This is a genomic window from Mycobacterium genavense ATCC 51234 (assembly GCF_000526915.1).
In the GTDB taxonomy this organism is placed as follows: Bacteria; Actinomycetota; Actinomycetes; order Mycobacteriales; family Mycobacteriaceae; genus Mycobacterium; species Mycobacterium genavense.
In genome coordinates, this window is the sequence record NZ_JAGZ01000001.1 from 596,756 (window position 1) to 608,739 (window position 11,984).

Annotated in this window: 8 protein-coding genes and 2 pseudogenes; 3 read left to right on the forward strand and 7 right to left on the reverse strand. The window is 67.9% G+C overall.

Annotation, left to right across the window (positions count from 1 at the left end):
- The first annotated feature begins 18 nt into the window (after positions 1–18).
- A complete protein-coding gene (locus tag T428_RS0103000) occupies positions 19–1,281 on the forward strand; it encodes an alpha/beta hydrolase (RefSeq protein WP_025735300.1) in 1,263 nt (420 codons plus the stop codon).
- Positions 1,282–1,308: 27 nt separating this feature from the next.
- Here T428_RS0103000 and T428_RS0103005 read toward each other — a convergent pair whose 3' ends face one another.
- The 7 genes and pseudogenes from T428_RS0103005 to T428_RS0103035 all read right to left on the reverse strand — a co-directional run bounded on the left by T428_RS0103005 (position 1,309) and on the right by T428_RS0103035 (position 9,275).
- Positions 1,309–2,001, reverse strand: coding sequence for a GAP family protein (locus T428_RS0103005; RefSeq protein ID WP_025735301.1), 693 nt, complete (start codon positions 1,999–2,001; stop codon positions 1,309–1,311).
- Positions 2,002–2,174: 173 nt separating this feature from the next.
- Positions 2,175–3,314 (reverse strand): annotated as a pseudogene (locus tag T428_RS25300) (YeiH family protein); the annotation flags it as partial.
- Between the two features lie 146 nt (positions 3,315–3,460).
- Positions 3,461–5,369: pseudogene (gene cysC / locus T428_RS25305) on the reverse strand (adenylyl-sulfate kinase).
- Positions 5,369–6,283, reverse strand: coding sequence for a sulfate adenylyltransferase subunit CysD (gene cysD, locus T428_RS0103025; protein ID WP_025735302.1), 915 nt, complete (start codon positions 6,281–6,283; stop codon positions 5,369–5,371). The pseudogene cysC and the gene cysD overlap by 1 nt, the downstream one beginning before the upstream one ends.
- Complete coding sequence (stf0, locus tag T428_RS0103030) at positions 6,280–7,083, reverse strand: trehalose 2-sulfotransferase (RefSeq protein WP_025735303.1); 804 nt, start codon at positions 7,081–7,083, stop codon at positions 6,280–6,282. The genes cysD and stf0 overlap by 4 nt, the downstream gene beginning before the upstream one ends.
- An 80-nt stretch (positions 7,084–7,163) precedes the next feature.
- Positions 7,164–7,532: a hypothetical protein gene (locus tag T428_RS35260; RefSeq protein WP_156942828.1), complete on the reverse strand. Its 369-nt coding sequence runs from the start codon at positions 7,530–7,532 to the stop codon at positions 7,164–7,166.
- Positions 7,533–7,682: 150 nt separating this feature from the next.
- Positions 7,683–9,275 (reverse strand): PucR family transcriptional regulator, encoded by a 1,593-nt coding sequence (locus T428_RS0103035; RefSeq protein ID WP_025735304.1) that lies wholly within the window; start codon positions 9,273–9,275, stop codon positions 7,683–7,685.
- Positions 9,276–9,359: 84 nt separating this feature from the next.
- Between T428_RS0103035 and pruA the strand changes: the two genes are divergently transcribed.
- Together pruA and T428_RS0103045 are read left to right on the forward strand one after the other, a co-directional pair.
- A complete protein-coding gene (pruA, locus tag T428_RS0103040) occupies positions 9,360–10,991 on the forward strand; it encodes an L-glutamate gamma-semialdehyde dehydrogenase (RefSeq protein ID WP_025735305.1) in 1,632 nt (543 codons plus the stop codon).
- The gene (locus T428_RS0103045; protein WP_025735306.1) at positions 10,991–11,953 is read left to right on the forward strand and encodes a proline dehydrogenase family protein; all 963 of its coding nucleotides are present in this window, start codon (positions 10,991–10,993) and stop codon (positions 11,951–11,953) included. Before pruA ends, T428_RS0103045 begins: the two co-directional genes overlap by 1 nt.
- Positions 11,954–11,984: the final 31 nt, after the last annotated feature.

The window sequence follows — 11,984 nt, forward strand, 5'->3', positions numbered from 1 at the left end:
CCACCGAAAGGACTCTCAGTGAAGCGACTGCGCGCCCTTGTGGCGTCCGTTGCTAGCCTGGCGTTCACCGCCAACGGTTATCGGCCGTTGAGCAAGGGCGGTTACGGCTCGGTATTCGCATTCGCCTACGGCGTCTTCGCCTCCGAGCTGCCGATGCAGATGCTCGGGCTCCAATTCGCGACGTTGGCGGCGCTGTCGCGCCGGCTGCCGGCGCGGACCCTGCGCATCAGCTGGCTGCTGTCGGCGGTGTCGGCGCTGGGCCTACTGGGGTTGCGTCACTTCGGGCACCACGCCAACGAACCGCTGACGGCCGCGCTCGACGCCGGGCTGGGACCCGACCGCCGAACCGAGTCGGGCGATTTGTGGAAGCGCCCCGCGCCCGGCGGTGCGACCGCCAAGCGGCCCGGTGCGGCACGCATGCTGCGCATCTACCGCGACTACGCCCACGACGGCGACATCAGTTACGGCGAGTGCGGTTCCCGCAACCACCTCGACATCTGGCGACGGCCCGACCTCGATCGCAATGGCCGGGCCCCGGTGCTGCTGCAGATTCCCGGCGGCGCCTGGATGGTGGGAAACAAACGCGGACAAGCACATCCGTTGATGAGCCATCTGGCCGAACTGGGCTGGATCTGCGTGGCGATCAACTACCGGCTCAGCCCGCGCTCGACCTGGCCCGATCAGATCGTCGACGTCAAGCGCGCGATCGCGTGGACGAAGGAGCACATCGCCTCCTATGGCGGCGACCCGGACTGGATTGCGATCACCGGGGGTTCGGCCGGCGGGCACCTGACGTCGCTGGCCGCCCTGACCCCCAACGACCCGCGGTTTCAGCCGGGCTTCGAAGACGCCGACACCCGGGTGGACGTGGCGGTGCCGTTTTACGGCGTCTACGACTTCAACGCGACCGGGACCGCGACACATCCACTGATGGCGGCGATGGTGGCCAAGAACGTTTTCAAAGTCAGTCGCACGGACATCGCCGAGCCGTTTCGCCAGGCCTCGCCGGTGGCCCACGTTCATCCGGACGCCCCACCGTTTTTCGTGCTGCACGGCACCAACGACTCGCTGGTTCCGGTGCAACAGGCCCGCGATTTCGTGTCGCGGCTACGCCAGGTCAGTCGCGAGCCGGTGGTCTACGCCGAATTGCCTTGGGCGCAGCACGCGTTCGACATTTTCGGTTCGGCCCGCGCGGCGCATGCGGCGGTGGCAGTCGAGCAGTTCCTTGCCGAAATCTATGCCCGCCGCGAACGTCCGGCGGCGACCGGCACCGACGACTGAGCCCCGGAATTCCGCGCTCTGCGTGTGCTACAGGCTCCGCATGCCGATGAACACCAGCACACACCCGGCCGCGGCCAGCAGGCTGGCGACCTCGACGCGGCGGCGCGAGCGGATCCAGATCTGCAGTGCGACCATCCAGGCCCGCGTTTGGTCGGGCGCCAACAGGTAAGCTAGCAGCGGAATCTCCACCAGTGCGAACGCCACGACATGGAACATCAACAGCGCGCTGAACTGGGTCGCGGCGGCCGTGCCGGAGGCCACGATGGCGGCCAGCGCCGCCAGATAGTCCACGGACGGCAACGCGATCCCAAGGCCGGCCACCCCGGCCACCCACAGTGAACGCCCGTGCAGCAGCCGCCGCGAGAACCGCCCCAGGCCGTGATGCTCGCGCAACTCGGGCTCGTCGGCCGGTGGACGTTTGAAGCGGGACACTTTGTTCCGCAACATGACCTGTGCGCTCAGCACAATCGCAACAAGCAGTGCCGAACCGCCGATCAGAATCTGAAGTTTCGGCAAACTTACCTGCGGAGAACTCAGCAGTCGGCGCTGCAGCCCGAACACAACGGACAGGCCGACGGTCATGCCCATCGCGAAGCCGCCGCACAGGAATGCCGACAGCTGCAGCATCGGCCTGGGCCGGTTCAGCATCAACACGGTCATGCCGATCCGGAACGGCTCGACGCTCATCGCGAAGGCCATGACCAGCAGGGTGATCCACATGTCAGGATTCGGCTGCCCGGGCGTCCAACGTGGTGCGAATGAAACCCGGTAGACCAGCGCGTTCGCGTAGCAGAGCAACGACGGACGAGTGCTGCATGAGCATTACGTTACCGTCTGGGCCACGCACCGGCGTGTTGCGCCTCGCGAGTTCTCGCTAGGTGGTTACGCCCCAATGCAACCCAATGCAATACGCGCGACGTCAGCAGGACGATGCCCAGCGAGACGGTCGCGACGACTGTGAGGCCGATCACAGCCACCACCAGCGGCCGCTACCCGGTGCGCGCGATCTGACGGAAATCGGTGTTGAGCCCCACCCCGGCGAAGGTGAGCAGAAACGCCCACTTCGACACGTTCGCCAGGTTGGCGGTCTGCCCCTTGGTCAGCCACCCGGCCGTCGCGATCGCCGATACAGCCAGAAAGCCCAGCACGAACTTCGGGAACTTTTGCCAGATGAACGCGGCCTTGGCCGTTGCCCCGGAGGCGATCTCATCGGCCTGCCCGCGCGCGGCCCAGTACAGCGCGAAACCAAGCGCGACGAACCCGATCCACGCGTTGCGGGTCGACTTGACCAGCACCGCGATCTTGCCGGCGTGGTCGGAGAACAGGTAGCCGGTGGCGGTCGTTTCGGCGGTGTTGTCCACGGAAAGGCCCGCCCACAGCCCGAATTCGTGGTCGGTGAGCCCGATCGCATGGCCCAACGGCGGCAGCACGAACAGTGAGACCGCACCGAGGGCCAGGATCGCCGCGATGGCGTAGCCGACGTCGGAGTTGCGGGCCCGGATCGCGCCCTTGGCCGCGATGATGGCCGACACCCCGCAGATCGAGGTGCCGATCGCCAGCAGGGAACCGAGCTTGCCGGACAGGCCGAAGGCCCGGGCGACGACGATGATGACGGTTCCGGCGATCGTCATGTCCACCAGAATCTGGACCAGGCTGATCCCGCCGAGCTTGGCGATGTCGCCGAGCACGAACCGCGCTCCCAGCACCACGATCCCGACCTTGAGCCAGAACTCGTAGGTCTGCACACCCGGGCGAAATATCCGGTGCAGGCCCACGGTGTTGGTGATCAGCAGTCCAATCACGATGGTCCACAACACATATTCGATGTCGGGCACCCGCCAGTGTTCATGCTTGGCCAGCGAGTTCCACCAGATCTGGGCGTACTTGCCCAGCAGGCCCACGCCGATCAGCAGCAGGATCCCCGGCACGTAGTCCAGCGGTTGCCTGCTGGTAAACGTGGGTTCGTCCAGCGTTTCGTCCGGTCCGATGCGCGTGATACTCACGCGATCACCACGGAATCTTCGGCAGCGCATTGGCCACCGCCAACGCCACGATCACCCCGGCGACCACCGTCGCCCACCAGTCCACCGATATCGAGCCGACCCGCTCGCGCCAATCACTCACGCACGCATATTGCCGGGCCCGGCGTGGCGGGCCAAGGGATCGGCTCGCGCTGAATCTAGCTGGGGCGCCGGGGGCTGCGCTCGTCGAGCAACGCGATGACCCGGGCGGCGAGTTCGTCGATATCGGCGCCGGACGTGTCGAGCACCAGGTCGGGACTCTCCGGCGGTTCGTATGGTGCGTCGACACCGGTAAAGCCTTTGAGTTCGCCCCGGCGGGCCCGCGCGTACAGGGGTCACGCCCTCCGCACTCGGCCAGCGAGGTGGCGACGTGCACCTCGATGAAGGGCAGCTTGGCGGCGTCGTTGAGCGCCCGCGCGGTCTCGCGGTCCGACGCCAGCGGTGACACCAGCGAGGCCAGGGCGACCACACCGGCGTCGGCCAGCAGGCGAGTCAAATGACCGACGCGCCTGATGTTTTCGGTCCGATCGCCGGGGGAGAAGCCCAAATCGTCGGACAACCCGTGCCGCAGGTTGTCGCCGTCGAGCAGATAGGCCATTCGGCCGGATTCGACGAGCGCGCGCTCGACGGCCACCGCGACGGTGGACTTGCCGGATGCCGGCAGCCCGGTGAACCAGATCGTCGCCCCGGCCTGTCCGGTGGCGCGCCACCGGTGCCCCCGGTCCAGTGCCGAGGGATGCCAGCGAATGTCGGTGCGCGGGTGCGTTCCCGGCTTGACCTCGCGCGCCTCGATGATGGTACCGCGCCGACGGTGTCGTTGGTGGTCTCGTCGATCAGGATGAACGCGCCGCTGTCGCGATTGTCGGTGTAGCTGTCGGCGATCACGACCGAGCTGGTTCGCAGGGTCATGGTGCCGATGTCGTTGAGCGCCAGCTCAACTGGCTGGTCGAGTTCGTCGAGTGTCTCCGGATCCAGCCGCGAGTGCAGTTCCTGCACCGTGGCCCGCACGGTCTTGGAGGTTTGTTTGAGGGCGAGCCGGTCGCCGGCGCGCAGCGGGGTGTCGACGAACCAGCACACCGTCGCGTCCAGTTCGCGGGCCGACACCGGCAGCACCGCGTCGTCGGCCCCGCTGACCAGCACCTCACCCCGGCCCACGTCGATGTCGTCGGCCAACTCGATCGAAACCGACAGCGGCGCAACAGCTGTGCTGCGCTCGTCGTCCAGGGTGTCCAGCGCGGTCACCGTCGAGCGGGTACCGGCGGGCAGCGAGATCACCGGGTCGCTGACCGCCAGCGTTCCCGCCGCAAGCCGTCCGGTGTAGCGGCGCCGCACGTCGGCGGTCGGTCGCGAAACCCACTGCACGGGCAGGCGCAGCCGGGCCGGCTTGGCGTTCGGCGCGGCCAGTTCGATGCCCTCCAGGTACTCCAGCAGGGTGGGACCGTGGTACCACGGCGTGCGCTCGGAGCGGTGCACGACGTTGTCGCCGTGCTTGGCCGCGGTCGGGATCACCGTGATGTCCACCTCGCCCAGCCGGGCCGCCAACCGCCGCAGCTCTTCCTCGACGGCCGTGAATCCGGCCTGGTCGAAGTCGATCAGGCCGATCTTGTTGACGGTCGCGACAAAGTGCTTGATGCCCAACAGCTTCGCGATCCGGGCGTGCCTTCGGGTCTGGCGCAGCACCCCGGCGCGCGCGTCGACCAGCAGGATGGCCACGTGGGCGTTGGACGCGCCGGTGAACATGTTGCGGGTGTAGCGCTCGTGGCCGGGCGTGTCGGCCAGGATGTAGCTGCGCGACGTGGTGGAGAAGAAACGGTAGGCGACGTCGATCGTGATGCCTTGTTCGCGTTCGGCACGAAGACCGTCCGACAGTGCCGCGAGGTCGGCGACGCCCTCGTCGTCGGTCACGGCTTCCAGGTGGTCCAGGGGCAGGCTGTCGGTGTCGTGCAGCAGCCGCCCGATCAGCGTGCTCTTGCCGTCGTCGACCGAACCGGAGGTGGCGATGCGCAGCAGCTGCCGCGTGCCGCCCTGGTGCGGCCGGCTCGGTGCGGCGTTCTCGGTGGCCGTCATCAGAAGTAGCCCTCTCGCTTGCGGTCTTCCATCGCCGCGGCCGACGTCCGGTCGTCGGCTCGTGTCTCGCCGCGCTCGGACACCGTCGCGGCCGAGATCTCGGCGATCACCCCGGTGATGTCGGTCGCCCGGGAACGCACCGCCCCGGTGATGGTCAGGTCGCCGACGGTGCGGTAGCGCACCCACTCGACGGCGGATGTCTCCCCGTTGCGCGGGGCGGCGTATTCCGACACCGCCAGCAGGATGCCGTCGCGCTCGAACACCTCGCGCTCGTGTGCGTAGTAAATCGACGGTATTTCAAGGCTTTCCAGCTCGATGCAGCGCCAGACGTCGAGTTCGGTCCAGTTGCTCAGCGGGAACACCCGCACCTGCTCGCCCTTCTTGATCCGGCCGTTGTACAGCGACCAGGGCTCCGGCCGTTGCGCGCGGGGATCCCACTGGCCGAACTCGTCGCGGAAGCTCAGGATCCGCTCCTTGGCCCGGGCCCGCTCCTCGTCGCGGCGGGCGCCGCCGAACGCAGCATCGAACCCGCCGGCCTCCAGTGCGTCGAGCAGCGTGCGCGTCTGCGCCCGGTTGCGCGACGCGCCGGGACCGGGATCGGGAATCCGGCCGTTGTCAATGGATTCCTGCACCGACGCGACGATCAGCTTGTGTCCGACGCCGGCGACCCGGCGGTCGCGAAACTCGATGACCTCGGCGAAGTTGTGACCGGTGTCGACATGCATCACCGGGAACGGCAACGGCAGCGGTCGAAAAGCCTTCTCCGCCAAGCGAAGAAGCACGATCGAATCCTTACCGGCGGAGAACAGCAGCACGGGGCGCTCCAGCTCGGCGACGACCTCGCGGATGATGTGCACCGCTTCCGCTTCCAGCAGCCGCAATTCGTCGACCCGGGTTTCGGTCGTGGTCGTCATGTAGGTAGCCCCTCTCGTTCGGCGTCGGCCCGGTACCGGTCCACCCAGTCGTCGGAACGCTTGTCGGCTTGCCGCTCCAGCACCGGTGCCGGCGCCAGCCGGGGGTCGAACCCGAGCGCCTCGAGGATGGCGGCCACCACCTGAGTCAGGTTGCGCCACAACACCGGATAGGGCACCTCCATCGGTTTGACGTCCTCCTCGGCGAACCAGGTCTGCCAGCCCCTCTCCTGCTCGCGCAGCATGGTGACGACGTGGGCGATGGCTCCGGCGTGATAGGTGGCACGCGCATCGCGGGTTGGATCGGGTCTACCCCGCCAGACCCGGGTCTGCACGGCCCGCCAGAACGACACCGCTTGGGAGACCACGTCGGGCCGGTGGATGTGAATGAGCAGTGGTTCCTCGCCGACGTCGTCGCGAATCGCGGCCAGCAGGCCGTCGCCGGAGCGGTTCGGCAGTTCGCTTGCGCGGTTCAACAGCAGCGGGGTCTGATTCCACATCAGCTTGCCGCCCCAGACGCCGTTCAGTGTCCTGCCGACGGTGCGGATGTAGTCGCGCCAGATCTCGGCGGGCGCGAGGTCGGGTGTGCCTTCGTCGAAGGGATCGAGCAGGTTCAGGATCGACTCGTCGTCGACGCCCGCGAACCACTCCCGCGGCTGGGGCGCCTGGCTGGTCTTGGGCAGATATTGGAAGAACTCCTGAGGCTCGCCGGCCACGCCGGTCGCGCGCAGCGATTCGACGAGCAGCGTGCTGCCGCTGCGCTGGGACGCCAGCACCAGATACGACGACGGTTTTTCGGCCACCAGCAAAGCCTAGCCGGACGAAAACACGCTGCAATCTGGGAATTTTCCTTCACGCTGAGCATAATTCGCCCCGGCCGCCGCTAGATGTGTCCGGGCATGCCGCCCATCGCCGGTCCGGTATCTATCGGGGGCGCGATCGGTGGTGGCGGTGGCGGTGGGGGAATGACCGATGGCGTGGGCGGCAGGAACGGACTTCCCACGCACGCCGCGTCGGCGGGGTTGGACAGGCATTGTGGATCCAGTGGGCCGGTGGGCGACTCGGGAAGTCCGGGCGGTGTGGGAGCTGTGGGCGGGCCCACCCAATACGGACCGCCCACACAGGCGGCGTATCCGGGGTTCTGCAAACACCGGGGATCATCGGGACCGGTGGGCAGGTCGGCGGAAAAGAGCGCCGCGTTCGCGGGTACGCGCGCAGGAACAAGTGCGATAACGGCAACGGCCACAGCCATTTTCGCGACCTTGACGCAGGCATGTGAGACCAACGAACGAATCATCGAACCCCCCTTTGAGTGCGGCCGTCAATTGGACCATCGCATCCGGCGAAGCGCAGGTCAATACCTGGTGCCGAACGCATTGTCGAAAGCCCGTCAGCAACAGTCCTATCCCCGCTCCAGCACCCGCAGGCCCAGCGAAAACAGCAGGCGCACTTGCGGATCGCCCAGCGAGGTCGACAGCAGCTTCTCGATCCGACGGATACGGTAGCGAACCGTGTTGGGATGCACCTGCAACAAGTGCGCGGCGAGGCCGACGTCGCCGAAGGTGTCCAGATAGGTCCGAAGAGTCTTGGCCAGCAAGGGGTCCCGCTCGTGCAAGTCGCGTATCCGCGGGTCGATTAACCGCTGGTCGGTTCCGATCGTCGTGACGATCTCGTCCAGCAAGACGGTGGTGCGCGCCTCGGCCAGCGATGTCACTTGTCCAATCGAAACCGGATGCCGCTCAGCGCTATCCAGTACCCGATCGACCTCGCTGCGCGCTTCGGCGATGCCGGCCAGGCCCGCGACCGGCGCGGCGATGGCCGCCCGCAGCTCGACACCGAGTTCGGTGCGCAGCGCGCTGATGGTGCCCCGGACCCACGACGTGACCGACCGGGCCGTCGAGGTTTGGGGCAACAGCACATACATCCGCGAGCCCCGCGATGCGACCTGGGCGTCCCGGCGAAAAGCGCTGGCGCTCAACGCCAGCACATCGGTCAGCCGAGCATGACGGGCCCCGGCGTCGGTGGCGTCCCAGCCGATCAGCGCCGCGGTGCCGTCGGCGGCCAGCCCCAGCTCGCGGGCGATCCCCGCCATGTCGGCCGGCTCGCCGTCGGCCAGGCCGAGCAGTTGTTGCACCCGTCGCGCATGCGTCGACGGCCGCGCCGCCAGCCGGAACATGATGCGGGCGGCCAGCACCGCCGCACCGCGCAAGATCTCTTCGGCGTCGTCGGCCAGCGGCGCCGAGCCCTGTTGCACCCAGATGGTGCCGGCGAACACCGGGGGCCGGCGGGGCCCGGCCGGTGGCTGATAGATCCCGATCGCCAACCGCGGGCGCAGGCCCAGCTCCGGGCGTTCGGCGACGCGAACCACTTCACCGCCGGACCGCAGCGCGTCGAAAATGCCCCATTGGTCGATCCATTTCAAATGCTCGGGTGGCCCGGCGCGGCCCAGGATGGAAAGCCGGCGTAGCTCGTCGGCCTCGTCGTTGGAGGCCGAGTAGGCGAGCACGTGCGATTGGGCGTTTTCGATGCTGACCATGCCGTGGATGCGATCGGCCAGCGATTGCGCCAGGCCGAACAGGTCGGTGCCGGAGTCTTCCGTCGAATCGGTGCGATCGCCGTGGTGCTCCAAGACGTGGTTGACCAATTGGTAGAGCCGCTCCCAGCGGGCCCGCGGCTCGACGGCGATCACCGCCGACCCGACCGCGACCGCCTTGGTCACCAGCGCGTTCGACGGCTCCTTGGCGAAGATCGCGACCGGCGCGCGCTCGCGCGCCTGCTTGTCGATCCAGGCGGGTACCTCGTCGTCGCTGACCCCCAGCAGGAAGAACACGTCGGAGCTTGCCGCTGCCGGCAGGCCGAGGCGGACGTCGTCGGAATCGATCAGCGCGGCCGACCCCACCGGCAGGTCCAGACCGCGCGGCGCCTCCACCAGGCTGACCAGCGTCGCATCCAGAGCGAGCAGCAGCTGGCCCAGTCCGACGCGAGGCACCCGCATACTGTCCGATCCTACTACGCAGCACAAATTATCTTGTCCAATCAGCCAACAGATCGCGGGCCCGCGCCGAGGATCCTGGGCAGCATGGATGCGATCACCCAGGTGCCGATGCCGGCCAACGACCCGGTCCATGACTACGCCCCGCACTCGCCCGAACGCGCCCGCCTGTACACCGAACTCGCCGGGCTGGCCGACGATCCGATCGAGCTCCCGCACGTCATCGGCGGCGAACACCGGATGGGCGACGGCGAGCGCATCGATGTCGTCCAGCCACACCGGCACGCCGCCGCGCTGGGCACCCTGACCAACGCCGGCCACGCCGACGCGACCGCGGCGATCGAAGCCGCGATGGCCGCCAAGCACGACTGGGCGGCGCTGCCTTTCGACGAGCGGGCGGCGGTGTTCCTGCGGGCCGCCGATCTGCTGGCCGGCCCGTGGCGGGAGAAGATCGCCGCCGCGACGATGCTCGGCCAGTCTAAGTCGGTCTACCAGGCCGAGATCGACTCCCCGTGCGAGCAGATCGACTTCTGGCGGTTCAACGTGGCCTTCGCCCAGCAGATCCTGGCGCAGCAGCCGGTCAGCGGGCCGGGGGAGTGGAACCGCAGCGACTACCGCCCGCTGGACGGCTTCGTCTACGCGATCACGCCGTTCAACTTCACCTCGATCGCGGGCAACCTGCCGACCGCGCCCGCGCTGATGGGCAACACCGTGGTGTGGAAGCCGTCGATCACCCAGACCCTGTCCGCGTATCTGACCATGCGGTTGCTCGAGGCGGCTGGGTTACCGCCCGGGGTGATCAACCTGGTCACCGGCGACGGGTTCGCGGTTTCCGAGGTGGCACTGGCGGATCCGCGGCTGGCCGGCATTCACTTCACCGGGTCGACGGCCACCTTTCAGTATTTGTGGCAGCAGGTGGGCGCCAATATCGGCCGCTACCACAGCTATCCGCGGCTGGTCGGCGAGACCGGCGGAAAGGATTTTGTGCTCTCCCACGCTTCGGCGCGCCCGGAGGTGTTGTGCACGGCGCTGATTCGCGGGGCATTCGACTATCAGGGCCAGAAATGCTCGGCGGCGTCGCGGGCATTCATCCCGCATTCGGTGTGGCAGCGCATGGGCGACGACTTCCTGGGCGCGACGGCCGGGTTGAGCTACGGCGACGTCACCGACCTGACCAACTACGGTGGCGCGCTGATCGACCGCCGGGCCTTCGACAAGAACGTCGCCGCCATCGAACGGGCCAAGGGCGCATCCGGTGTCACGATCGCGGTCGGTGGCGAATACGACGACAGCGTAGGCTATTTCGTCCGTCCCACCGTGCTGCTGTCCGACGACCCGACCGACGAGGCGTTCTCCACCGAGTACTTCGGCCCGCTGCTGTCGGTTCACGTCTACCCCGACGATTCCTACGAGCGCATCCTCGACGTGGTCGACACCGGGTCGCGCTACGCGCTGACCGGCGCGGTGATCGCCGACGATCGCCGGGCCGTGCTCGCCGCGCAGGATCGGTTGCGGTTCGCGGCCGGCAACTTCTACATCAACGACAAGCCCACCGGGGCCGTGATCGGGCGCCAGCCGTTCGGCGGATCCCGCGGCTCGGGCACCAACGACAAGGCCGGGTCGGTACTGAATCTGTTGCGCTGGACGTCGGCTCGCACCATCAAGGAGACGTTCGTCCCGGCGACTTCGCATGCGTATCCGCACATGGCGGCCGACTGATGGCCGGTGTGTTCGCGGCCACCCTGCGGCCGGCCATCATGGCCGCCAGTCGGCGTCCGGGATTGCGACGCGCCGCCGAGGGGTTGCCGGCCACCCGCCGGGTGGTGCACCGCTTCGTCCCTGGCGAGACGATCGAGTCGGCGCTGAACAGCGTTGCCGCCTTGCGCAAATCGGGCCGTTACGTCAGCATCGACTATCTGGGCGAGGATGTCCTGAACGGCGACGACGCCGACGCGGACGTGCGGGTCTACCTCGATTTGATCGAGAACCTGGGCCGCGCAGGCGATTCCGATGGCATCCGGCCCCTGGAGGTGTCCGTCAAACTGTCCGCGCTGGGGCAGTCGCTGGAGCGTGACGGTGACAAGATCGCCCGCGAGAACGCGTGGTCGATCTGCGACGCCGCCGCGCGGGCCGGCGTGTGGGTGACGGTGGACGCCGAGAACCACACCACCACCGATTCGACGCTGTCCATCGTGCGGAATCTGCGCACCGAATTTCCTTGGCTGGGCACCGTTTTGCAGGCCTATCTGCGCCGCACGCTCGGCGACTGCGAGGAATTCGCCGCGTCCGGCGCCCGGATCAGGTTGTGCAAGGGCGCCTACGACGAGCCGGCGTCGGTGGCCTACCGGGGCCGCGACCAGGTCACCGAGTCTTATCTGGCCTGCCTGCGGGTGTTGATGGCCGGATCGGGGTATCCGATGGTGGCCTCGCACGACCCGGCGATCATCAGCGCGGTGCCCGCTATGGTGCGCGAATCAGGCCGGGGTACAAGCGAATTCGAATACCAGATGCTGTACGGCATTCGCGACGACGAACAGCGCCGACTTGCGGAGGCCGGCAACCACGTGCGGGTCTACCTGCCGTTCGGCTCGCAATGGTATGGCTACTTCATGCGCCGGCTCGCCGAACGTCCCGCCAACCTGACCTTCTTCCTGCGGGCGCTGGCGCAGCGCGGCCACTGATACCCGTTGACGTGCACTGACGGCCTCGGGT